The sequence below is a fragment of the Flavobacterium sp. MDT1-60 genome (assembly GCF_014844035.1).
Classification (GTDB): Bacteria; Bacteroidota; Bacteroidia; order Flavobacteriales; family Flavobacteriaceae; genus Flavobacterium.
On the sequence record NZ_CP062159.1, the window covers coordinates 2,376,727 to 2,398,274 of the forward strand.

A 21,548-nucleotide genomic window follows, 5' to 3' on the forward strand; every position below is an offset into this window, starting at 1 on the left:
TTTTAAAGATCATTAGTATGAAAAAACATATAAATAAATATTGGACCAAAGTGTCTGTGATATTGTCATTGCTTTTTATGATTACTGCCTGCGAAAATAGCTTTGAGAGTGGTGGTTTTGATGTCAATTCGCCTTCTAATGTTACTTCTTTTAAAATAAAAGGAACATCGGGTGAAATTGATCAGAAAACAGGAAAAATAAGTGTAACAATGCCTTATGGATCAGATATTACGGCAGTAACACCTGAAATTGTTTTACAAGCCGGAGCAACATCAAATCTGGATATAACAACGCCAGTCAATTTTACAAATCCGGTAACCTTTAGAGTAATAAATGGTAATTTGTATAAAGATTATACGGTTACGACCGTAGTTTTGAGTCCTGTTAAAAGTTTTAAAATCAATGGAGTTGCTGCAACAATTAATGATATGAGCAAAACTATTACAATGACTTTACCTGAAGGTACCAATTTAAAAACACTTCAACCTGTAATCGAATTAACCGATGGTGTTTCTATTTCACCGGCTTCAGGGACTACGATTGATTTTAGTAATCCGGTAACTTTTGTAATAACATCTAACGGAAAAAGTGTGAACTATACCGCTAAAGTTGGAGTTCCGGTAACAGGTTTAGTAGTTGCTTTTTTAGGAACAGCTGCTACAAGAGCTGAAATTACAAATATGGATGAAATTACGGCTGCTAATTGGTTCTTTTCAACTTTTAGCGGAGCCAAATATATTTCTTTCGATAGTATTTTAAATAATACCGATTTAAGTGCTGTTGATGTGATTTGGTGGCATTTTGATTCGGCTGCTAATTTACCTTCTGTTGCTTACAATCCTGTAGTAACAGCAGCTTTAAAGAATTTCAGAGCTAATGGAGGGAATTTACTTTTAACGTCTTTTGCCTCTCAATATGTAGATGCTTTAGGAATTGTTCCTTCAGGGAAAGGACCTAATAATGTTTTTGGAGATTTTCCTCCGAATGGATTTGTTGATGGAAACTCTTGGGGAATGTCTTTTAAAGGGCATGAAAATCATCCAATTTTTGAAGGATTAACAACTTATGAAACTGGAAAAGCAAATCTATTGCAAAGCGGAACTTTTAGACTAAACCATACCGCATGGTGGTTTGTACCGGAATGGGGAGGTTATGTTAATGGAGAAGGCTGGAGAAACCAAACAGGTGGAACTAATTTAGCCAGTGAGGCCTGGGATAATAATCTTGACGGAAGAGTTACCATTGCAGAATTTCCAAACAGCGCAACCAATAAAAATGTGGTAGTAATTTCGATGGGAGCCTACGACTGGTATAACGAAACCAATAGCAGTGGTACACCAAGCCAGGCTAATGAATTCATTAATAATATTAAGCTTTTGACACAAAACAGTATTAATTATCTGGCTAAAAAGTAATCTATCTTGAAATCGACAAAAATGAAATATAGAAATATAATAACAATCGCTTCCATTTTCTTTTCGCTTGTTTCCTGTAGTCAGGACGATACGTATATTGGAGGTTCTACTTCAGGAGGCGAGTCTGAAATGACAAGTATTTACCCTGTACCGCCGGCACAATGGATGGGAACAAATGATCCCTATTACAGTGCGGGTTATACAGGCGATATTATGCCCTTTTTTGATAACGGAAAATTTCATATTTATTTTCTTCATGATGCGCAGAATAAACCTGCCGGAAAAGGTTTTCATGATATTCATGAATATTTAAGTACAGATTTGGCTCATTTTACCTACGAAGGGCAAACAATTCCATTCGGAAAAACTGCTGATCCTGATTTTGCCATTGGCACAGGATCAGTTGTAAAAGTGGGTAATCTTTATTACTTTTATTACACCGGACACAATGAAACACCGGCTTTTGTGCAATCAAATGCCAGAGAAAGTGTGTTGTGTGCTACTAGTACTGATTTAAAAAACTGGACAAAAGTACCATCGTTTAAAATCACTGCACCTGCCGGATATTATAATTATGATTTCAGAGATCCGCATGTGTTTTACAATGATGAACTGAAAAAGTATTCGATGTTGGTTAGCACACAAACAGAACCGGGCAGAAAAGCCGTTTTATTGCATTTTACAAGTGCAGATCCGACTTCTGGAAAGTGGGATGTTCAAACGCCAATTTACACCACAACTCCGCAGGAAAATTATTTGATGATGGAATGTGCCGATATTTTTAAAATGGGAAATTACTGGTATATGCTATTTTCTGAAAACTGGAGTGGTAATAAAGGAACCCATTACAGAATGGCAACATCTATTAACGGACCCTGGACAACGCCAGAAAATGACAGGATTGACGGAGAATATTTTTATGCCGGAAAAACAGCTTCTGATGGAAATAAAAGATATGTTTTTGGATGGAATGCCAGAAAAACACCTGAAAACGATCTCGGAAATAAAGATTGGGCCGGAAATATGGTGATCCATGAATTAATTCAAAATTCTGATGGAACTTTAGGCACTCAGGCTCCTCAAAAAGTAAAGGATTTATTTTCTAAAAATAGAATTGCTGAGATTGATGCGGTTTCTGAAAATGTAACTATAACTTCAGGTAATTATACTTTATCCGGTGCAACAAATAAAGCATTGGCAACGTTTAAAGCTATAGGCAAAAAAGCCAGAATAAAAGCAGAGGTTACTTTAGGAAATGCAAATGGTATTTCAGGATTTGTTTTTCATACCAATGATTCCGGAAGTTATTATAAGATTGTTTTTGATATAGCGAAAGGAAAAATCATAGGATATAATTCTGCGTCACAAGAAGTAACCCGAATTCCTTTTCAATTTCAAATAAATACAAAATATGCTGTTGAAATAATTACTGAGGGAAGCGTTGTCGTACTATACATTAACGGAAAAGCGGCTTTGACGAATCGTATTTACGGAAGAGATAAGAATAAATGGGGATTAATTGCTGAAGGACAAAATATCGTAATTTCAAATCTTCAGATTACGCAACCAGAATAACATTAATATAAAATAATTTTAGAATGAATAACGGAAAAAACCTTAAGGCAGTGGCCTTTGGAGAGGTGCTTTGGGACGTTTTTGCCAATGAAAAAAAGATTGGCGGAGCACCGCTAAATGTGGCTTTGCGCATGAAAACATTAGGTTGTGATGTGGCCATGATTAGCTGCGTAGGAAATGATGAAGATGGTAAAGCGATTATCGATCAGGTAAAAAGTTTAGGACTTGAAACGAATGCTATTATGCAAACCGAAAATTTTGCAACCGGATTAGTAAACGTAACACTAAATGAGCGCGGTTCTGCGAGTTATGAAATAAATTATCCATCAGCATGGGATAAAATTGTGTTGAACGATTTTGCGAGAAAAATAGCTGCTGATGCTGATGTTCTCATTTACGGAAGTTTGGTTTGCAGGGATGAGGTATCAAGGCAATCTTTGGAAGAGTTGTTGCAAACACAGACCTATAAGGTTTTTGATGTTAATTTAAGAAAGCCTCATTATTCATATGAAATTCTGGAACAATTAATGCATTCGGCCAATTTTATAAAATTCAATGATGAGGAATTATTAGAAATTAGCGCAGCCATGCAGTCGTCATTTACGGGTTTGGAAGAAAATATGCACTTCATTGCAGAAAGAACCAATGTAACAGCTATGTGTGTAACCAAAGGTAAACATGGCGCTTTGTTAATGTGGGAAGGACAACTTTACGAAAATGGTGGTTATCCTGTTGAAGTTGCAGATACAGTAGGAGCAGGCGACTCGTTTTTAGCAGCTCTGATAACATCTTTACTTACCGGAAAAGCACCCCAAACTGCTATTGACTTTGCTTGTGCAGTAGGAGCTTTAGTGGCAGAAGCACCGGGCGCCAATCCCGAGATTTCGTATTCTAAAATTGAAAATATGATCCTTAAGGTAAAATTATAATATTTTAAACTTAAAAAAAAATCTATTTAAATTTGAAATGCCTCCAAAACTTAGTAATTATTTGGAGGCATTTTTATTGGACCAAAAGTCACCTGTAATACTTAATTATTGCCAATTCAGAATTTTTTAATGCGGTCATTTTTTATTTAACAGATTAATTTTATCATATTTTCCGGCGTAAAAATCCTGATAAGCCTGAACTATTTCTTCCTGATTGTTCATTACAAATGGACCTTCTGCTACAACAGGTTCTATATATTCTTCACCGCCAAATAATAGAATATCGATCGCAATCTGAGCCGTATTTTTTATTTCTATTTCACCTCCTTTTCTGTCAAATTCTATAAATTCTCCAGCTCCAAATTCGGTGTCGTTCAGAATTGCATTTTGTGTAGTCAAAAAAGTGGCAACCTCCATTTCATCTGTCAGACTGATAGAAAACTGTTTTCCTGCTTCCAATTGAATATGATACAAAAACTGATCGGAATAATTAGGGATTTTCGAACTCAGGTCTTCATATTTGCCAACAATTACTTTTATCCATCCGCTCTCGTCAGGCAATGCTTTTTTAGGCACTTCATTGGCTTGAATTGCTAAATGTGCTGGCTTTTCTGCTTTGTTTTTTGCAGGTAAATTAATCCAGAATTGAAAACCCTGAACCATCTTGCTATCGGTTTCAGAATCATAATTCAAATTTCCATCGTGAACTATTCCTGTACCTGCTTTCATCCATTGAACGCCACCTGAATGTATTTTGGCATAATTCCCTGCACTGTCAAAATGCTCTTCTTCACCTTGAAGAATATAAGTCAACGTAGCGATACCCCGATGTGGATGTGCGCCCATACCGTCTTTATTTATGATCTCCTTGACAGCAGGAGCTACATAATCCAGAAATACAAAAGGGCCAACTTTATGAGTATACCGGTTTGGCAACATTCGATTGATAGTCAATGGTCCTAAATCGGCTCTATTTCCTTTGTTGAAAAACTGATTTCCTTTTTCATTGTATTTACGCTTTAACTTTATTATAAAAAATATAGGAAACTCCCAGAATGACTATAAAAACAATAGGCGCAACTACTACAGATATTGGGTCTCCACTCACGGAATGTGCAATAAATGCAGAAATGAATGTTAATGCAAATCCAAAATAAGCGAACGATTTGATTTTATCTGAAACCATTGGAAGTATCAAAGCTAAAGCTCCTAAAACCTTTAGAATAGCCAGTTCAATTCTGAAATAATCAGGAAAGCCTAAATGTACGAATGCTGCTTTCATATCAGGATTAGTTAGATAGCTGAATGCACTGAAAAGCATCATAATTGTAATAATTCCTGTAGTTGTCCAATAAATAATTTTGTTCTTGTTCATTTTTTTCTAATTTTTGAGAGTTAATTTTTGTTTATTTCTATGCTGTAAAATTGCATCGAAAACAAACCCTAAAGCGATGCGATATGATAAAAAAAACCGTTGACATTTGTCAACGGTTTTTAAGTTATTCATAATAATGATTAGATAAATATGTTCTAAGTTCTTACTGAATTAATTCATCAGTTTAAAAAATAATCCTTATTCTGCTTTGCCCAATGTTCCAGAGAGGTCATTTTTACAGGAAGTTTTTCTAATACTTCACTCATATTGGGATTGAATTTTGGTGGATATTCAGTTGCGTTTTGGAGACTTTCATAATAAGATGAAACGCCAGCCGCTCCCGCTTCTCCCACAAATGGTTTTAATATATCACCAAATTCTTTTGGGGGTTGTGGATAATATATTATTTTTTCGCCTATACCTTTAGAAAACTGTTTAGCCAAATCATTTCCACTTAGATTTTCTAGTCCACTAATTTGGAAAGTATCAGATTTTAACTGTGTGTTGTAAATAGCTTCCACCACAAAGGCGCTTACATCTCTGGAAGCTATCCAGCCTATAGGCATTGCTTCTGGAGTTGGATAAGCCAATTTCTTTTCGTTTTTTACAAAAGGGGCGCAAAATGGTCCCATCATATTTTCCATATAAATAGTAGGTTCAATGATTACGTAATTCAATCCACTATTTTTCAGATAATTGCTAATATCCAATTTCACATCTTCACCGGGTATTCCTATTTTTTGCGGAGCTAACCAGCCACTGGTATTCCATACTATTTTATTTACGCCATTTGCTTTGGCGGCATCAATCACGTTTTTGGCATATTGCAAGCCGTCCAGTGGATTGGGTAGAGAAACGGGGATCATTAAAGCTATCGCTTCTATGTTTTTGGTAATCTCCTGCATCTTAACTACATCACTCATGTTTGCCAAAATTGGTGTTGCCCCGGCTTGTTTTAATTTTTCGAAACTAGTTTCTGAGCTTGTGGCAGCTATTATTTCTGCCCCTTTTTTTCGAGCCTCTCCTATAACATTGAATTGTTGTGAGCCAGTGGCTCCGAATACTAGAATTTTCATTTTCTTTTATTTTGATGTTGATAATTAAAAAGTGTATGATTGCCCATCTTCAGGAACGTTCACTTTATCAGTTATTCCTTTTTCAGTAAGAAATTCTTTCAAATCTTTCCTTGTGAGGGTATTGTGATTAACTCCTTCCATATGACTTACTACAATTGCAGCATTGGGAGAGGCTTTATGAACTTCATAAATATCTTTCTTATTCATTATTAGCTGACCTCCAAAAGCAAATTGATTATCGCCACCATTCAAAATTATTATGTCAGGTTTATGTTGGTCTAAAGCTTCCTGAACTCCTTTGTACCAAACGGTATCTGCAGCTATGTACAAAGTTTTTTCTGTCGGATGTTTTAATACCAATCCGCAAACAAAACCTGCAATTTTCAGAATATATCCTTTACCGTGCTGGGCTTTGGTTCTGCTGAGCTTAATTTCTCCAAAAGATGAGTTTTCAGTAAGAATTTCTACATTGGTAAATCCTGATTTTTCAATCCTTAATTTATCCCCTTCGTCTTGTACAAATATTTTGATTCCTTTGCGTAGAGTATTTATAGCTTCTTTGTCCCAGTGGTCGTAATGCAAGTGACTCACAAAAACAAAGTCAACATCTTTTACAATTTCCTCCTTGGAAATAGGTAAATCGTACAATGGATTTTTTTTAAAACTCCATGTTTTTGATGGAATAAATGCTGATAATGTTCCTTTATGGGAAAGCATTGGATCCACCAAAATTTTCTTTCCTGCATATTCTATTATAATAGTGGCATTTCGTATTTGATGGATTTTCATTTTCTTATTGTTTTTATGATTAAAACTTGTACAAAATTAAACAAGTACTTACTTTTGCACAAGTACTTACCCAATGGTTGGGTACTTACCAAATGGTTAGAATAATTGAATATCAATGGAAAAAAACTTAAAAAAAATTCCGCCTTGTGATGAAAATTGTCCTGTAAAAGCATCTTTGAACCTGTTAAGCGGTAAGTGGACACTGATGATACTATTTCAAATCAACGACAAAATAATGCGCTATGGTGAGTTAAAAAGAGCTGTTCCTGGCATTAGTGAAAAAATGCTGATACAAGAATTAAATATGCTTGTTGAAAATAAATTAGTCAGTAAAAAAGCTTATCCCGAAATTCCTCCCAAAGTAGAATATCGATTGACTAAACTAGGATTGAAGACATTACCGATTGTGGATCAATTAGCTCAATTTGGATTAGAAAATTTAGTCTGAAATTATTGTCTTATACTGGTAAATTGTAAAAACAATAAATTTATATCAGAGAAATATTTCAAAGACGGTCTGGTACGAACCACTAAAAGTAGTTTTGCGAAATTTGATTTTAAAAAAAAACCGTTGACATTTGTCAACGGTTTTTTTTTAAAATGTGTATGGAAACAGTAATCAAATTATATATTCACTACAATCTTACCAAATTGTTGGTTGGACTCTAAATAGTTATGAGAGGCAACAATTTCATCCAGATTAAAAACCTTATCAATAATTGGTTTCAATTTTCCTTCGGTTACACCTTTGTCAATAAAAGTTATGGCTTCTGTCAAAACATCCATATTGCCTAAAACTTCTATAGCAGAATAACCCCTAATGGTTGGTGTTTTCATAAGAACATCAAATGCAGGAAAACTGGCTGGTTCGTGGCTCAATACACCATAAACAAATACTTTTCCGTTTTCGGCAACTGAGCTTAAAAGAGTACTAAATTTAGCACCGACAACAGGATCTAAAATTAAATGAGCACCTACATTATTAGTAATTTTTAAAACTTCAGTTGCAATGTCTTCTTCTGATGTTACAATTACGTGAGAAGCTCCCGCTTTTAGTAATGCCTCTTTTTTCTTTAATGATGTAGTTAAGGCTATTGAAATTCCCCCAACATAATTTGTTATTTGAATGGCAGCAAGTCCAGCACTGCTTGATGCAGCATTGATAACTGCAAATTCACCTGCTTTTAATTTTCCGGAATTTACGATCATTCCGTACATAGTAGAATAGCTTGTCCACAAAGATGCGGCTTCATCATAAGATAAATTGGCTGGATATTTATGCACCGCATAAGCTGGCATTATAATATATTCTCCGTAAGAGGAATAGTTATGTAATGAAAACCCTGGTATAACATTTACAACATCACCCACTGTTAAATTAGAAACATCCGAACCTATTGCTTCAACAATTCCTGCTGCTTCATATCCTAACTGGGCCGGGAAAACAGGATTCTCAATATACATTCCCTGACGGTACATAGCATCGGCTCTGTTAATCCCAATTGATTTTACCTGAATTCTTACTTCCTGAGGTCCGGGATAAGACACTTCTACTTGTTCAACTTTCAATACTTCCGGAGTTCCGGCTTCGTGGAAAACTACTGTTTTAGACATTTTTGATAAATCACTCATTGTTTTATTTTTTATAATTTTTTAATTGATTTTGATAAGGCAAAGTTGCATCAAAGACAGGTGTCGCAACAATGAGATTTGATAAAAAAAACCGTTGACATATATCAACGTTTTCTATAGATTAAAACTTAAAACAGCGTTTATTTCGTTCCTTGTTTTCTAATTCGGCTCTGGGTTTCTTTGGTAAAGTTCAACAATATAATTGAGCCTCACAGAAAGATAAAATGAACCTTACAGCAAAGAAAATCAGAAATATAAATTTTACTTTTGTACATTAGTAAAACAACAGATAGATTATGGAGGCGCAACCAGACGATAAATTAAAAACGTTAAGTTATTCAGGAATATTTCTTTCCTGCTTTGCGGATTATAGTGAGAAGTGTATTCACGCTACACCTGAACATGTTTTGGTTTACTTGTACTCTGGCGAACAGATAATAGAAGACAGAAACAAAAAAATAAAACTTCAGGCGGGGGATTGTGCTTTTATTCGAAGAGACCATCGTTTGAAAATGTACAAAAACAGCAAAGGCGAAGATTTATACAAAGGTATTTCGTTAACATTCAAACGTAATGTATTGCGTGATTTTTACAGCAAAATGAACAAATCTGAAATTCCTACAGCTGTAAAAATTTCTGATAAAACGGTCTTCAAGTTAGATCCAAGTCCCGCAATAGAAAGTTTATTTCAATCGCTAACACCTTATTTTGACAGCAACATTAAACCAACGGAAGGCGTTACACATTTGAAATTATTGGAAGGAATTTATGCTTTACTAAACAGCAACGAACAACTCTATCCAATACTTTTTGACTTTGCAGAACCTTGGAAAATTGACCTTTTGGAATTCCTCAACGCTAACTATATGGAAGAACTTTCGATGGAACAAATTGCTTCATTCACAGGAAGAAGTTTGGCAACTTTCAAAAGAGATTTCAAAAAAATTAGCAACCTCACACCTCAAAAATGGCTGATAAAAAAACGCCTGGAAATGGCTTACATAAAACTAAAAGAAGAAAGCAAAAAAGTACAGGACGTTTATATGGAAGTTGGCTTTAAAAACCCTTCTCATTTTTCAACCGCATTTAAAAAACAATACGGAATTCCACCAACAGAAATTTAGTTATTTAACTAGATCATTTTTTAATTTTCCGGACTGTTCGCTTTTAATTTTTTCGCGATGTTGCATTCCCCATTTTGTCATTGCTCCCACAACTTCTTCTAATGTATGGCTATAGGGTAGAAGTTCATATTCTATTCTTACGGGATAGCCATTTTCTACTTTTTTGATGATAAAACCATTCATTTCCAGTTCTTTTAATTCGCTTGAAAGAACTCGTGCGGAAATTCCTGTGACCTGCCTTTGAATTTCGGTAAATCGTTTATTCCCTCTTGCCATCGCGATGATAATCATCAGTTTCCATTTACCGCCAATGGCATATAATGCATCTGAAACGGCCATTAAAACCTTATGACATTCTTCTGTAAATTCTTTGTTATCTGTTTGATTTTCTTGTGTTTTATCCATCACTATGTTGTTTGTTACTCGCTAACCTTTAGGTAACGACTAATAAAATGTAAGCAAATATAATATAATTTTGGCTTATAATAATTACAGAAAATTAATTCTCAATTTTAATTAAACAACAAAATTATGACACTAGAACTTTTAAAAACAAAAGAAGATTTAAGAAACTTAATTGACGATTATGCTTATTTAAGTGATGACAAAAAAATCGCTGAAGTGATGGATCTATTCACACCGGATGTTACGTATAAAGTTTATATGGGTGGTGCTTTGGTGGCCGATGTTTCCGGAAGGGAAAATATGGAAAAAGATTTCAACTATCATGCTTCTCTCGTAAAGACCTATTTTACATTGAATGGTCAACATACTGTAAATATCGAGAGCGAAACTGCTACCGCAATTTCTTTTACTCAAATCAAAATGATCAGAACCATTGAAGGAAAAGATATTTTGACTGATTACAGCGTAAAATATGATGACAATTATGTATTACAAAATGGGAAATGGTTCATCAAAGACCGTGTGGCTCATTTTCTGATTATCGAAGCAAGACCTGTTTCTTAATTTTATTGAGCTTCTCAGAAAGATTCTTTGAGCCTCGCAGTAAAGCCACTGCGAGGCTTTGTGTTTAATTTTGCATTGTAAATCTTAATAGACAATGCAAACAACAACTATATTCGATCGATTAAAAAACGGAGAAATTATTTCGTCAACCGACAATGACGCTTATGAAATGCGTGAAGCTTCCTTTGTTACAAAAAAAATATTGGTTGAGATGAATAATTCATCAAACCCTGCTGAAATCAGAGATTTTTTAAGCAAAATTACGCATACTAAAATTGACGAAAGTGTAACCGTATTTACTCCGTTGCACATCAATTACGGAAAACACACCAAAATTGGTAAAAATGTATTCATCAACTTTGATTGCGTTTTTCTTGATTTAGGTGGAATTACGATAGAAGACAACGTATTAATAGCTCCGAAAGTAAGTTTGCTAACCGAAGGACATCCAACCTCAATCGAAGAGCGACATTCTTTAATTCCAAAACCAATTCTTATCAAAAAAAATGCCTGGATTGGCGCCAATGCAACCATTTTGCAAGGCGTAACAATTGGCGAAAATGCTATTGTAGCATCGGGTTCGGTCGTTTCAAAAGATGTTCCTGATAATACCATCGTGGGAGGAATTCCTGCGAAAATTTTAAAAACAATCTAAATAAATATAAAATGAAAAAAACTTTGGTAATCGCAATGATGCTTCTTTTAACAGGACAAGCATTTGCACAAGACAAAAAATCTAAATCAAAAAAAATGGAAACAACAGAACAGTATACCTTTCAATTAAGTGATAAAGTAACCCGTCAAAAAGTATCATTCAAAAACCGTTACGGTATTACGCTTTCGGGTGATTTATATCTTCCAAAAAATGCAGGAAATGGACAACTTTCAGCTCTGGCAATTAGCGGGGCTTTTGGAGCAGTGAAACAACAATCTTCCGGATTGTATGCTAACCAAATGGCAGAACGCGGTTTTATAGCTTTGGCTTTTGACCCATCCTATACAGGAGAAAGCAGTGGTGAACCAAGAAATGTAGCTTCTCCAGAAATCAATACTGAAGATTTTAGCGCTGCAGTTGACTTTTTAGGATTACAGAAAAATGTAGATAGAAATAAAATTGGTATCATTGGGATTTGTGGTTTTGGCGGTTTTGCTTTAAACGCAACTGCTATTGATAAGCGAGTGAAAGCCGTTGCTACGACCAGTTTGTATGATATGACCAGAGTAATGTCGAAAGGATATAATGATTCAGTAACTCCGGAACAAAGAACCAAAACATTGGAAGCTTTGGGACAGCAACGTTGGAAAGATGCTGAAGCAGGAAAACCGGCAGACGGTCCAAGAAATTTACCTGAAACATTGAAAGGTGACGAACCACAATTTATAAAAGAATATTTTGATTATTACAGAACACCACGTGGCTTTCATCCCAATTCTGTGAACTCAAATGGAGCGTGGTTGATGACCAATCCAATATCTTTTATGAATATGCCAATACTAACTTATGTAAAAGAAATTTCGCCAAGACCAATGCTTTTAATCGCAGGAGAAAATGCGCACTCACGATATTTTAGTGAAGACATTTTTAAAGCGGCAAATGAACCAAAAGAATTAATAATTATACCGAATACTGTACACGTAGATTTGTATGACAAAGTGGATGTTATTCCTTTTGATAAATTAGATGCTTTCTTTAAAAAATATTTGAAATAGTAATAGATATGAAATTTTCAGTTTTAATTTTCTTGACTTTTATATCAGTTATTATTAGCGGTGCATCATCTTGTAATAAAGACAGCGATACTATAGACACTGAAAACAGTACCGTAATGACAAATAATAAAATTAAAATAACGGTCAATTCAAAAATCTTTAAAGCTTCGCTTTTAGAGAATAATTCAGCAAGAGCATTTAAGGAAATGCTACCTCTGACAATTAATATGATTGAATTGAATGGAAATGAAAAATATTATGATTTGCCAAACAGTATTCCAACAAACGCTTCTAATCCCGGAACTATAAATAATGGTGACTTAATGTTGTATGGTTCAAAAACTTTGGTATTGTTTTATAAATCAATTTCAACATCTTATAGTTACACAAAATTAGGAAAGGTAGATGATGCAGCGGGTTTAACATCGGCATTAGGTTCAGGAAATGCTACAGTAACTTTTGAATTGGAATAACAAATAAAAACCGTTGACACTCATCAACGGTTTTTTTATATACTTAAACTAAAAAGAGAAGTTATTTCGTTCCTTGTTTTCTAATTCGGCTTAAAGTTTCTTTAGTAATACCCAAATAAGAAGCGATAAGATGTTGCGGAAAACGTTGGATAAATTGTGGATGATGAGTAGCAAACTCTTCATAGCGTTTTTCTGCAGCATTACTGATCGTAGAGCTTAACCTTCGTTGGTTGGCGATGGCATTTCTTTCATCCATTAAACGTATCATTTGCACCAATGCAGGTATTTTGTCCATCAAATCCAGCATTTCAGCTCTTGTAATAATAAGAAGTTCGGTGTCTTCCCAAGCATCAATATTATATTTTGATGGAGTCAGCATCGTTGAGCTTTCACGATCGTTTGCCCAATAATTTTCAATAAAAAGATGTACAATATGTTCAACACCTTTATCATCTACACTATATTGACGCATAGCTCCTTTTACAATAAAACCAGCATATTTACACACATCGCCTTCCTGTAAAAAGTATTGTTTTTTTCGTAGCTTTTTAGGTTGAAAAGTTGCAACAATTAAGGCTTGCTCTTCACTTGTTAGTGGTAAGTTTGCATATTGGCTGATATAGGCTATTAATTTTTCGTGCATTAGTTTGATGATTCATTAAAACAATGCAAGGTATAAAAAAAAGGACTTTATTTCACAGCATCATTTACAGTCTGGCTATCTACAAATTGTTCAAAACTGATAATCTTACTGTCTTTCAATTTCCAAATGTGAGCTACTCTGGCGGTGAATGATTTGCCTGTAATTTTATAAGTTCCCGTGTAAGTTCCATAAGCTACTACTTTATCATCGCTGGCAACGTAACCTTCCGGAGTAAATTTATAATCAATCCATTCGCTTCCTAATCTGCTAAAGACATTTTTGGTTATATTGTCTAATCCAATGTAAGTTCCTGCGTAGGGAAAGCCTTTTGCTTCTGTCCACGAAATATCTTCGGCAACATATTTAGCGAGATTTTGACCGTTTTCTTCCGAAGTTTTTCCTTCGTAAGTGCTTTTAACTATTTCAAGATTTGTCATTGTCTTTTTATTTAAAGAACAGCCTGACAATACAAAAAGTGCTGTCAGGCTGTAAAGAATAGATTTTACCATTTCATTTCTCCAGTATTTACTTTTGCACCAATCATTAAGGCAGTTTCAAAAGTAAGTGTTGGATATTTTGTTTTCAAAGCTGTAATTAAAGCTTCAGATGTTTTATTGGTTTTCAAAGCTTCTTCGTAGAATTGAATGTAACTTTTAGTATGATTTACAGCAGCGATATCAAATGGAGAATTGGAATTAGCATGAGCCGGAATTACAATTTCAGGTTTCAAAGCCGAGATTTTATCTAAAACAGTGATCCAGTTTTTACGGGCTTCAGTAGTTTGTGCATCTGCCATCCAAAGATGAAAAGTAGTTCCAAAAATATTGATTCCACCCACAACTGCTTTGATAGAAGGAATCCATACAAAAGTCTTATTCGGAAATTCTTCCAAACCAATGATTTCTAATTTCTGGCCTTCCAGTTCAATGCTATTTCCCTTTAAAACCTGAGGCAAAACAACATTTGACGTAATAGCTTTACCTAATCGTTCGCCCCAAACGTCCAATTTTTTTTGAGCCGTAGCCTTAATTGCTTCTACTGAAGCAGGTGATGCATAAGCAACTACATCTGGAAAATATTTTTTAAATATTTCCAATCCAAAATAGTAATCAGGGTCAGCATGAGATACATAAATAGTAGTTAATTTTTTGCCACTTGCTTTAATTTCCTGTGCAACTTTTTCGGCATCCGCCAAAGTAAATTGGGCGTCAATCAAAACAGCATCTGTTTTTCCCGATACAATTACAGATGCTACACCAAAGCTGTTTTCTGATGCGTTGTAAACCTGAAGTTTCAAATCTTTAGTTTCAATTGTTTTGAAACTTTGTGCTTGTGATTCCATGTTAAATAAAATTAAAATTGTTATAAATACTGTTGAGATAGTGTGTTTCATTTTTTGTGTTGGTTTAAATTAACACTGCAAAGATGAAACGATAAGCGATCTCAAAACATTAAACTAGTTTAATAAATAAAGGGAAATCTTATTTTTTTACAGCAATTTTTTTTCGAATATTACTCAAAAAAACATTGGTAATTCCCAAATAGGCAGCTATTTGGATATTAGAAAGTCGTTGGACAAGCTGTGGGTATTTTTCTGTAAATTCTATATAACGGGATTCTGCCGTTTTACTAAGGTTATCAATCATTCTTCGTTGAAGTGCAACGTGCGTTTTTTGTGTCATTACCCGAAATAGCTTTTCAATTTTAGGTAAATTAGCATAGGCAAACTCTTTGTCTTTTTTAGAAATTATAAGTACTTCGCTGTCTTCAAGCGCTTCTATGAAAAGTTGTGAAGGGGTTTCAGTAGTAAAACTGTCAATATCAGTAATCCACCAATTTTCAATAGCAAAATAGAGTATTTGTTCAAAACCATTTTTGTCAATATGATAAACCCGAAAAAGCCCTTTGGTAACAAAACCTTCAAATTTGCAAATCTCGCCTTCTCTGAGTAAAAAGCTCTTTTTTGGGATTAACTTTTGTTCAAATAAATTACAAAACTCTTCTGTTTCATTTTCTGAAAGAGAAATATGTTTGGTGATATTTTGTTTTAAAAGTGCTTTCATATAACAATATGCAAAAAGGCTGCTAAAGTATTTTTTTTAGCTTAGCTAAGGTACATAAATATGCATTGACCTTCACAAAGGATAGTTACATTGCATTTTGTAGTTTTTACATAATAGCTTTAAATTTTCCAGTAAAAGGTTCGAATTTTGTACCATTAGCTTCAATAAAAAGCCACTCAATTGAGTGGTTTTTTTGTTTGTAGTGAAAATTAAAATTTTATGAATTACTTAAAAAAAAACACTATTTTACATGTGAGATTTGTATACTACTTTAAAAATTGTTCCCGGTATTCTGTTGGAGTTAATCCTACTTCTTTTTAAATAACCTGGAAAAATAGGGTGGATTCTCAAAACCTAATTGATAAGCCGTTTCTGCGACTGTATTGTTAGTGCTTGCCAACAGATTTTTGGCCTCTGTAACCAGAGAAATATGGATGTGCTCTAAAGCTGTTTTACCAGTTTCCTGCTTAAGTAAATCACTTAGATATCTTGCAGATAACGATAACTTTGATGCCATATACTTTACGGTTGGCAATCCTTCTTTTTGAAGTTTTCCACTTTCAAAATAAAATTTAAGAATCTCAGTAAACCTGGTAATTATTGTTCCTGATAATGTGGTTCTGTTTAGAAATTGTCGCTTGTAATAGCGTTGAGAATATTTTAAAATCGAATCAATATGGGTTAGCATAATATCTTTACTGAAGTCATCCTGGTTGTTGTAATATTCCAACTTTATTTTATGGAATAAATCCCAGATAGTTTCCTCTTCTTTTGGGGATAAGTGTAACGCTTCATTCACTTCATAGTCAAAAAAACCATATTTTTTTATTTCTGAATAAAGATTAGTATTCATTAAAAAATCTTCATCAATATAAATCATAAAACCTTTCTCCGTTAGCTCAATATCACTCATTGTAATTTTCTGACCGGGTTTTACAAATGCCATCGAACCATTATCATGATCGTACTTTGTTTTTCCGTATAAAATGGTACCGGATTTTACTTTTTTTAAAGCTATTTTATAAAAATCCATCGTGAATTCTGTTTCAGCAAAAGTGCAGTTTTGTAGTTCTTCAAAAGTTACTAAACCAAGCAAAGGATTTTCTGGTGGGGGAAATCCATTGGAAGTATAGAGTTCACTTATAGTTTTGTAATTTTTCATACTTTACAGTTTTATACATCATAAATCTACGTTTAAAAAGTTTATCATTACTTAAATTTCTTCAAGATAAGTTACTTCTGGTGCGGCAATTAGTTTTCCATTTAAAAAAGCAAAAAAGCTTTTTACATAATCTTGCTCCAAATGCCAGTCATAAGTTTGTTTTGAAGTATAAATAGCAAAAATTACCAGCGTATTTATTTCTTCAGTTTTTCTCATCACAACAAAACTTTCGCATCCTTCTTCAAGTAGGATATGATTTCTGGTTTCAATTGCAAGAGGAAGTACTTCATTAATAAACTTCGGATCAATTTTAAGTGTCGCGTTTGTTATAATTTTATTTTTCATTTTTCCTGGTTTAAATATAAATTGGAATGCTAACAATCTTAAAACATTCCAATTATAGATTAATTTACACTCTTTGTCAGAATTATTTATTTGATGCTTTTTAGTATAGAATTTTCAAACATTTTCGGTGCAAAATGCTGTAGAAATACGATCATACCAGACATTTTACCAACCGGATTGCTGAATTTTGGTTCTTTTGTGCCAATTAATTTAGTTATAATTTTAGCTACGGCATCTGGCGATTCAGCTTCATCCAATCCTTTTTGAGTAGTTGCATTGACAAGTTTTCTATATTTATTATAATCCTCGATACCTCCTGTTGAAGAAATTGCGTTATGGCCAAGATTTGTTTTAAACCATACAGGCTCTACTACGCTTACTTTGATATTGAATTGATCCAGCTCGAAACGCAATGATTTGAAGTATCCTTCTACTGCATGTTTCGAAGCAGAATAGTACGATAAATTTGGAGGCCCGATCAAACCAACAATAGAGCTTACAGTAATAATTTGCCCAAATTTTTGTTTTCTAAAATAGGGTAGTAATGCATTTGTGACTTTGACAGTTCCCCAAAAGTTAGTCTCAAATTGTTTTCTTGCTACATCGATAGGTGTTTCCTCTGCGATACCAGTTACCATAAACCCCGCATTGTTAACTAAAACATCTAATTGTCTGGTTTCTTTAGCTAATTCTTCTCTAAACTCATTAATCGAATTATCGTCATCAATATCTAAACGCATTAATTTAAATGGAACTTTGTATTTCTCCGGTTCGCGACTTGTTCCAATTATTGTAAAACCTTTTTTATGAAGGTCGGTTGCCAGCATCAATCCAAAACCTGATGATGCTCCTGTGATTAAAATTGTTTTGCTCATTTTTTTTATTTTATGTGATTAATAATGAGGCAAATTTAGAGTAGGAGTGATCGTTACTACTTATACAAAAGTCGGAAGACGTGATACATTTTTACAATTGTATTGGTTATCGTTGTAATAGAAGTTTGGTGTTAAAATAAAAAACAGCTGAATTTATTAGATTAACAGATCTTATGAAAAATAGGGGCTCCTACTTTAATAGATTCGGTAAAAACATTAAAATATATTTATTTGCGTTAATTTAGTGTTTTCTATAGCTATCTATATGATTTTTGAATTTACAGCAGCCCCAGGTTTTGACTTTATAATACAGTTTGCAGAACAAATTAATGTTCCTGTAAGGGATAATGTATTGAAAATTCCAAAGAGCATGGGAGAAGGTTATGTGCGCAAAGTTGGATTTGGTGATGATTTCAGATTAACGATCCATCGGTATATATTAAAGGAAGATCTAATTATTAAACGAAATCCAGCCATACAGTCTAATAACGTACGTACCATTTTCTTTTATAATAATAAGGAAGATCTTGAAGTTAAATATAATAATGAGGAAAACATACCTTTCTCACAAAAAAATGATTCTTCCATTTTGTTGTCTACAAATGATTTGCGTACAGAAATTCGTTTTCCTGCCGGCAGTAATATTCAATATGTAGTAGTGGGTATTACTGCCAATAGATTAAAATCCATTCTATCAATTGAAAAACCTAACGGTACAATAAAAACGATTACGGCAGAAAACGCGTCCTTTCTCTTTTTTGAAAGTTTGGATCCTGAAATGCAATTGCTTCTTAAAAATATTGTGTCTGTTGACATGAATAATTCTATGAATAATTTTTACGTACAGATTAAAGTACAGGAATTAATGTACCTGCTTTTTAGTAAGCTTTCGCTAAGGGAAAACACAACCTTTAAGAGTATAAATAGCAACGATGCCGAGAAACTTTTGGTTATTCGCAACGAAATATTGCATGATCTTAGTACTCCGCCAATTTTAAGCGAGCTGGCCAGTATTGCGTCGATGAGCGAAACCAAACTTAAACAGCTCTTTAAACAGACATTTGGTGATACAATCTATAATTATTATCAGAAAGTCAGGATGGAAGAAGCCGCTTTTCTTTTGAAACAGGCTAAACATTCTGTTTCTGAGGTTGGCTATGAGCTGGGATTTTCAAATCTTAGCCACTTCAGCAGATTATTTGAAAAGCAGTACGGCATTACACCTAAGAAATTCTCCTATACTGCATAACCTTTACTTGTACCTAATCCTAAATTAAAGTTGTCGGATAGGACTATTCTTGTGTCTTTTTCGGTTATTTTACCCATATATTAATTTTTAAATTTGCTCATATAATTTAAATATGAAAAAATGAAAAAGTTACTAACGCCTTTTGAGAAAGGCTCCCTAAAATTTAAAAATCATCTGGTGATGGCACCGATGACCAGAAGCAGAGCTATAGATAATCTTCCAAATGAACTGATGGCAAACTATTATGCACAACGCTCTGGTGCTGGTTTGATTGTTACAGAAGGTACCTCACCAAGTCCTGAAGGGCTGGGCTATCCGCGTATCCCCGGAATCTATTCTGAAGCGCAGGTTGCAGGGTGGAAAAAGGTAACGGATGCAGTACATCAGAACGGATCAAAGATCTTCTTACAACTCATGCATACGGGACGTATTGCACATGTTGCCAATCTACCTGGTGGAATTCAGCCTGTCGGACCTTCCGATATTAAGGCTGCTGGTGAAATTTTTACTGATTCTCTTGGTATGCAGGAACACTCGGTTCCGGTAGCGCTTAGTTTAGAGGGTATAACGGATGTTATTGCCGATTTTGTGAAGGCTTCCAAAAATGCAATACTTGCGGGTTTTGACGGGGTAGAACTTCATGGTGCCAATGGGTATTTGCTGGAACAATTCTTAAACCCAAATGTAAATAACAGGACTGATCTTTATGGAGGGAACCTTATAAACAGAAGCCGACTCACTTTAGAGGTTACTGCAGCAATTGCAGCAGCAATTGGACCGCATAAAGTCGGAATTCGCTTTTCTCCTTTTTCTCAATTAAGCGATCAGAGGGCTTACGATACAGAAGAAGTGCATCAAACGTATACCTATCTAAGCAGTGAATTGGATAAATTAGGGATTGCCTATATCCATCTTTCAACCAACCCGGAAATTCCTGAAAAAACATATAAGGCAATCCGCGCAGTATTTACTAATACGATCATAATTTGTAATGGACTGACTCCTGAAACAGCAGAAGAAAAGTTGTTGGATAACGCTGCAGACCTTGTTGCTTTTGGACGTGGATTCCTTGCTAATCCTGATTTTATTAGCCGTATCGAAAAAAATGCCCCCCTCAATGATGTAGACTACGGCACATTGTATTCTCCGGGTGAAGTAGGTTATACCGATTATTCACTTTATACTTCAAAATAATGAAAGCAATTCAATATAAAGATTATGGAAGTTCAGCTGTGATTGAACTGGTTGATATTTCGAGACCGACCATCCAGAGTGAAAATGATGTTTTAATCCAGGTTATGGCAGCAGGAGTAAATCCGATCGATATGAAAATACGAATGGGAATTATGAAAGAGATTCGCCCCGTAGAAATGCCATTTATACCTGGGGGTGAAGCTTCGGGAATAATTGTTGCCGTTGGCGCGGATGTATCTAAATTTAAAGTGGGTGATGAAGTCATCGCTCTTACCAAGAAAAATGCTTATGCGCAATATGTGACTGCAAACGAAGATTCTGTTTTACCCAAACCGAAAGGTCTGTCATTTGAAGAAGCAGCTTCAATAGTTGTTACAATAGGAAGTGCACAATCGGTATTATTTACAGAAGGTAAATTAGAAAAAGGTCAAAAAGTTTTAATTCAGGGTGGCGGTGGAGCAGTTGGCGGTGTTATGGTGCAAATGGCAAAAGCTGCCGGGGCATACGTTATTGCAACTGCATCTGGAGAAGGTGTGGCTTTGGCAGAAAAACTTGGTGCCGACGAAGTGGTTGATTATAAATTACAGGATGTGACCAAGATTGCCAGAGATATTGATTTGGTCGCAGATACCGCTGGCGGTGAAACTCAGGGAAAGCTTTTTCAGGTTTTAAAACCTGGAGGGAAACTATTGAGTATAGCCACTCCACCTTCACAGGCGTTGGCCGGGCAATACAATGTGAACGCCAATTTTGTAGTTTCTGATATATCGTCTAAAACCTTGCAAAACGGAATTGATTTGATAGAAGCTGGAAAATTTCAAACAATTGTTTCCAAGATATTTAAGCTTGAAGAAGCGGCTATAGCTCAGGATTATTTAACTGCAGGAGGAGTAAATGGTAAGGTTGTTCTGGTCGTAGAATAAAGGCAATAAAATAATGTAAATATATAA

The 21,548-nt window shown here is 34.6% G+C and carries 25 protein-coding genes; 12 read left to right on the forward strand and 13 right to left on the reverse strand.

Annotated features, from left to right (window positions below; all coding sequences use genetic code 11):
- Positions 1-17 precede the first annotated feature (17 nt).
- From IHE43_RS10305 to IHE43_RS10315, 3 genes are read left to right on the forward strand one after another with little or no spacing between them, the layout of a single operon-like run.
- Complete coding sequence (locus IHE43_RS10305) at positions 18-1,415, forward strand: DUF4960 domain-containing protein (protein ID WP_192187854.1); 1,398 nt, start codon at positions 18-20, stop codon at positions 1,413-1,415.
- Between the two features lie 21 nt (positions 1,416-1,436).
- Positions 1,437-2,990, forward strand: a complete 1,554-nt coding sequence (locus IHE43_RS10310) for a glycoside hydrolase family 32 protein (RefSeq protein ID WP_192187855.1) — start codon at positions 1,437-1,439, stop codon at positions 2,988-2,990.
- A 23-nt stretch (positions 2,991-3,013) separates the two neighbouring features.
- Positions 3,014-3,919 carry a carbohydrate kinase family protein gene (locus IHE43_RS10315; RefSeq protein ID WP_192187856.1) on the forward strand — a complete coding sequence of 302 codons (906 nt, stop codon included), beginning with the start codon at positions 3,014-3,016 and terminating at the stop codon, positions 3,917-3,919.
- Between the two features lie 135 nt (positions 3,920-4,054).
- On the opposite strand, the gene IHE43_RS10320 is transcribed toward IHE43_RS10315, so the two are convergent.
- The 4 genes from IHE43_RS10320 to IHE43_RS10335 form a co-directional block, all read right to left on the reverse strand.
- Entirely contained in the window at positions 4,055-4,858 is an 804-nt protein-coding gene (locus tag IHE43_RS10320) for a pirin family protein (protein WP_192187857.1), read from the reverse strand.
- A 73-nt stretch (positions 4,859-4,931) separates the two neighbouring features.
- Positions 4,932-5,294 carry a DoxX family protein gene (locus IHE43_RS10325; RefSeq protein WP_192187858.1) on the reverse strand — a complete coding sequence of 121 codons (363 nt, stop codon included), beginning with the start codon at positions 5,292-5,294 and terminating at the stop codon, positions 4,932-4,934.
- Between the two features lie 179 nt (positions 5,295-5,473).
- Positions 5,474-6,370 carry an SDR family oxidoreductase gene (locus IHE43_RS10330; protein ID WP_192187859.1) on the reverse strand — a complete coding sequence of 299 codons (897 nt, stop codon included), beginning with the start codon at positions 6,368-6,370 and terminating at the stop codon, positions 5,474-5,476.
- 24 nt (positions 6,371-6,394) lie between these two features.
- Positions 6,395-7,159 (reverse strand): MBL fold metallo-hydrolase, encoded by a 765-nt coding sequence (locus IHE43_RS10335; protein ID WP_192187860.1) that lies wholly within the window; start codon positions 7,157-7,159, stop codon positions 6,395-6,397.
- A gap of 115 nt (positions 7,160-7,274) precedes the next feature.
- Between IHE43_RS10335 and IHE43_RS10340 the strand changes: the two genes are divergently transcribed.
- Entirely contained in the window at positions 7,275-7,607 is a 333-nt protein-coding gene (locus IHE43_RS10340) for a helix-turn-helix domain-containing protein (protein ID WP_192187861.1), read from the forward strand.
- A gap of 176 nt (positions 7,608-7,783) precedes the next feature.
- On the opposite strand, the gene IHE43_RS10345 is transcribed toward IHE43_RS10340, so the two are convergent.
- On the reverse strand, positions 7,784-8,791 hold the full coding sequence (locus IHE43_RS10345; protein ID WP_192187862.1) for a zinc-dependent alcohol dehydrogenase family protein: 1,008 nt from the start codon (positions 8,789-8,791) through the stop codon (positions 7,784-7,786).
- 296 nt (positions 8,792-9,087) lie between these two features.
- On the opposite strand from IHE43_RS10345, the gene IHE43_RS10350 reads away from it, so the two are divergent.
- Positions 9,088-9,915 carry an AraC family transcriptional regulator gene (locus tag IHE43_RS10350; RefSeq protein WP_192187863.1) on the forward strand — a complete coding sequence of 276 codons (828 nt, stop codon included), beginning with the start codon at positions 9,088-9,090 and terminating at the stop codon, positions 9,913-9,915.
- Here IHE43_RS10350 and IHE43_RS10355 read toward each other — a convergent pair whose 3' ends face one another.
- The gene (locus IHE43_RS10355; RefSeq protein WP_192187864.1) at positions 9,916-10,320 is read right to left on the reverse strand and encodes a helix-turn-helix domain-containing protein; all 405 of its coding nucleotides are present in this window, start codon (positions 10,318-10,320) and stop codon (positions 9,916-9,918) included. It abuts the gene before it with no gap.
- Between the two features lie 126 nt (positions 10,321-10,446).
- Between IHE43_RS10355 and IHE43_RS10360 the strand changes: the two genes are divergently transcribed.
- From IHE43_RS10360 to IHE43_RS10375, 4 genes are all read left to right on the forward strand, one after another.
- On the forward strand, positions 10,447-10,884 hold the full coding sequence (locus tag IHE43_RS10360; protein ID WP_192187865.1) for a nuclear transport factor 2 family protein: 438 nt from the start codon (positions 10,447-10,449) through the stop codon (positions 10,882-10,884).
- Positions 10,885-10,978: 94 nt separating this feature from the next.
- Entirely contained in the window at positions 10,979-11,539 is a 561-nt protein-coding gene (locus IHE43_RS10365; RefSeq protein ID WP_192187866.1) for a sugar O-acetyltransferase, read from the forward strand.
- An 11-nt stretch (positions 11,540-11,550) separates the two neighbouring features.
- A complete protein-coding gene (locus IHE43_RS10370; protein ID WP_192187867.1) occupies positions 11,551-12,594 on the forward strand; it encodes an alpha/beta hydrolase in 1,044 nt (347 codons plus the stop codon).
- Between the two features lie 8 nt (positions 12,595-12,602).
- Positions 12,603-13,067 carry a cyclophilin-like fold protein gene (locus IHE43_RS10375; protein ID WP_192187868.1) on the forward strand — a complete coding sequence of 155 codons (465 nt, stop codon included), beginning with the start codon at positions 12,603-12,605 and terminating at the stop codon, positions 13,065-13,067.
- Between the two features lie 61 nt (positions 13,068-13,128).
- Here IHE43_RS10375 and IHE43_RS10380 read toward each other — a convergent pair whose 3' ends face one another.
- The 7 genes from IHE43_RS10380 to IHE43_RS10410 all read right to left on the reverse strand — a co-directional run bounded on the left by IHE43_RS10380 (position 13,129) and on the right by IHE43_RS10410 (position 18,155).
- Positions 13,129-13,710, reverse strand: coding sequence for a Crp/Fnr family transcriptional regulator (locus IHE43_RS10380; protein WP_192187869.1), 582 nt, complete (start codon positions 13,708-13,710; stop codon positions 13,129-13,131).
- 47 nt (positions 13,711-13,757) lie between these two features.
- Positions 13,758-14,147 carry a nuclear transport factor 2 family protein gene (locus IHE43_RS10385; RefSeq protein ID WP_192187870.1) on the reverse strand — a complete coding sequence of 130 codons (390 nt, stop codon included), beginning with the start codon at positions 14,145-14,147 and terminating at the stop codon, positions 13,758-13,760.
- A gap of 65 nt (positions 14,148-14,212) precedes the next feature.
- Positions 14,213-15,052 (reverse strand): MBL fold metallo-hydrolase, encoded by an 840-nt coding sequence (locus tag IHE43_RS10390; protein WP_192187871.1) that lies wholly within the window; start codon positions 15,050-15,052, stop codon positions 14,213-14,215.
- A gap of 139 nt (positions 15,053-15,191) precedes the next feature.
- Positions 15,192-15,773 carry a Crp/Fnr family transcriptional regulator gene (locus IHE43_RS10395; protein ID WP_192187872.1) on the reverse strand — a complete coding sequence of 194 codons (582 nt, stop codon included), beginning with the start codon at positions 15,771-15,773 and terminating at the stop codon, positions 15,192-15,194.
- Between the two features lie 307 nt (positions 15,774-16,080).
- Positions 16,081-16,935 carry an AraC family transcriptional regulator gene (locus tag IHE43_RS10400; protein WP_225585458.1) on the reverse strand — a complete coding sequence of 285 codons (855 nt, stop codon included), beginning with the start codon at positions 16,933-16,935 and terminating at the stop codon, positions 16,081-16,083.
- A gap of 51 nt (positions 16,936-16,986) precedes the next feature.
- The gene (locus IHE43_RS10405; RefSeq protein ID WP_192187873.1) at positions 16,987-17,280 is read right to left on the reverse strand and encodes a putative quinol monooxygenase; all 294 of its coding nucleotides are present in this window, start codon (positions 17,278-17,280) and stop codon (positions 16,987-16,989) included.
- 86 nt (positions 17,281-17,366) lie between these two features.
- Complete coding sequence (locus IHE43_RS10410) at positions 17,367-18,155, reverse strand: SDR family oxidoreductase (protein WP_192187874.1); 789 nt, start codon at positions 18,153-18,155, stop codon at positions 17,367-17,369.
- 265 nt (positions 18,156-18,420) lie between these two features.
- Between IHE43_RS10410 and IHE43_RS10415 the strand changes: the two genes are divergently transcribed.
- The 3 genes from IHE43_RS10415 to IHE43_RS10425 all read left to right on the forward strand — a co-directional run bounded on the left by IHE43_RS10415 (position 18,421) and on the right by IHE43_RS10425 (position 21,521).
- Positions 18,421-19,404: an AraC family transcriptional regulator gene (locus IHE43_RS10415; RefSeq protein WP_192187875.1), complete on the forward strand. Its 984-nt coding sequence runs from the start codon at positions 18,421-18,423 to the stop codon at positions 19,402-19,404.
- Positions 19,405-19,524: 120 nt separating this feature from the next.
- A complete protein-coding gene (locus IHE43_RS10420; RefSeq protein ID WP_192187876.1) occupies positions 19,525-20,598 on the forward strand; it encodes an alkene reductase in 1,074 nt (357 codons plus the stop codon).
- Positions 20,598-21,521 (forward strand): NADP-dependent oxidoreductase, encoded by a 924-nt coding sequence (locus tag IHE43_RS10425; RefSeq protein WP_192187877.1) that lies wholly within the window; start codon positions 20,598-20,600, stop codon positions 21,519-21,521. The genes IHE43_RS10420 and IHE43_RS10425 overlap by 1 nt, the downstream gene beginning before the upstream one ends.
- Positions 21,522-21,548: the final 27 nt, after the last annotated feature.

What these genes read in the sequence shown, in the direction of transcription:
- IHE43_RS10365 (WP_192187866.1), top strand. Translation starts at nt 10,979, where the DNA reads ATGCAAACAACAACTATATTCGATCGATTAAAAAACGGAGAAATTATT.
- IHE43_RS10340 (WP_192187861.1), top strand. Translation starts at nt 7,275, where the DNA reads ATGGAAAAAAACTTAAAAAAAATTCCGCCTTGTGATGAAAATTGTCCT.
- IHE43_RS10385 (WP_192187870.1), bottom strand. Translation starts at nt 14,147, where the DNA reads ATGACAAATCTTGAAATAGTTAAAAGCACTTACGAAGGAAAAACTTCG.
- IHE43_RS10400 (WP_225585458.1), bottom strand. Translation starts at nt 16,935, where the DNA reads ATGAAAAATTACAAAACTATAAGTGAACTCTATACTTCCAATGGATTT.
- IHE43_RS10345 (WP_192187862.1), bottom strand. Translation starts at nt 8,791, where the DNA reads ATGAGTGATTTATCAAAAATGTCTAAAACAGTAGTTTTCCACGAAGCC.
- IHE43_RS10395 (WP_192187872.1), bottom strand. Translation starts at nt 15,773, where the DNA reads ATGAAAGCACTTTTAAAACAAAATATCACCAAACATATTTCTCTTTCA.
- IHE43_RS10375 (WP_192187868.1), top strand. Translation starts at nt 12,603, where the DNA reads ATGAAATTTTCAGTTTTAATTTTCTTGACTTTTATATCAGTTATTATT.
- IHE43_RS10360 (WP_192187865.1), top strand. Translation starts at nt 10,447, where the DNA reads ATGACACTAGAACTTTTAAAAACAAAAGAAGATTTAAGAAACTTAATT.
- IHE43_RS10420 (WP_192187876.1), top strand. Translation starts at nt 19,525, where the DNA reads ATGAAAAAGTTACTAACGCCTTTTGAGAAAGGCTCCCTAAAATTTAAA.
- IHE43_RS10425 (WP_192187877.1), top strand. Translation starts at nt 20,598, where the DNA reads ATGAAAGCAATTCAATATAAAGATTATGGAAGTTCAGCTGTGATTGAA.
- IHE43_RS10370 (WP_192187867.1), top strand. Translation starts at nt 11,551, where the DNA reads ATGAAAAAAACTTTGGTAATCGCAATGATGCTTCTTTTAACAGGACAA.
- IHE43_RS10390 (WP_192187871.1), bottom strand. Translation starts at nt 15,052, where the DNA reads ATGGAATCACAAGCACAAAGTTTCAAAACAATTGAAACTAAAGATTTG.
- IHE43_RS10355 (WP_192187864.1), bottom strand. Translation starts at nt 10,320, where the DNA reads ATGGATAAAACACAAGAAAATCAAACAGATAACAAAGAATTTACAGAA.
- IHE43_RS10415 (WP_192187875.1), top strand. Translation starts at nt 18,421, where the DNA reads ATGATTTTTGAATTTACAGCAGCCCCAGGTTTTGACTTTATAATACAG.
- IHE43_RS10310 (WP_192187855.1), top strand. Translation starts at nt 1,437, where the DNA reads ATGAAATATAGAAATATAATAACAATCGCTTCCATTTTCTTTTCGCTT.
- IHE43_RS10320 (WP_192187857.1), bottom strand. Translation starts at nt 4,858, where the DNA reads ATGTTGCCAAACCGGTATACTCATAAAGTTGGCCCTTTTGTATTTCTG.
- IHE43_RS10330 (WP_192187859.1), bottom strand. Translation starts at nt 6,370, where the DNA reads ATGAAAATTCTAGTATTCGGAGCCACTGGCTCACAACAATTCAATGTT.
- IHE43_RS10350 (WP_192187863.1), top strand. Translation starts at nt 9,088, where the DNA reads ATGGAGGCGCAACCAGACGATAAATTAAAAACGTTAAGTTATTCAGGA.
- IHE43_RS10315 (WP_192187856.1), top strand. Translation starts at nt 3,014, where the DNA reads ATGAATAACGGAAAAAACCTTAAGGCAGTGGCCTTTGGAGAGGTGCTT.
- IHE43_RS10305 (WP_192187854.1), top strand. Translation starts at nt 18, where the DNA reads ATGAAAAAACATATAAATAAATATTGGACCAAAGTGTCTGTGATATTG.
- IHE43_RS10335 (WP_192187860.1), bottom strand. Translation starts at nt 7,159, where the DNA reads ATGAAAATCCATCAAATACGAAATGCCACTATTATAATAGAATATGCA.
- IHE43_RS10325 (WP_192187858.1), bottom strand. Translation starts at nt 5,294, where the DNA reads ATGAACAAGAACAAAATTATTTATTGGACAACTACAGGAATTATTACA.
- IHE43_RS10410 (WP_192187874.1), bottom strand. Translation starts at nt 18,155, where the DNA reads ATGAGCAAAACAATTTTAATCACAGGAGCATCATCAGGTTTTGGATTG.
- IHE43_RS10405 (WP_192187873.1), bottom strand. Translation starts at nt 17,280, where the DNA reads ATGAAAAATAAAATTATAACAAACGCGACACTTAAAATTGATCCGAAG.
- IHE43_RS10380 (WP_192187869.1), bottom strand. Translation starts at nt 13,710, where the DNA reads ATGCACGAAAAATTAATAGCCTATATCAGCCAATATGCAAACTTACCA.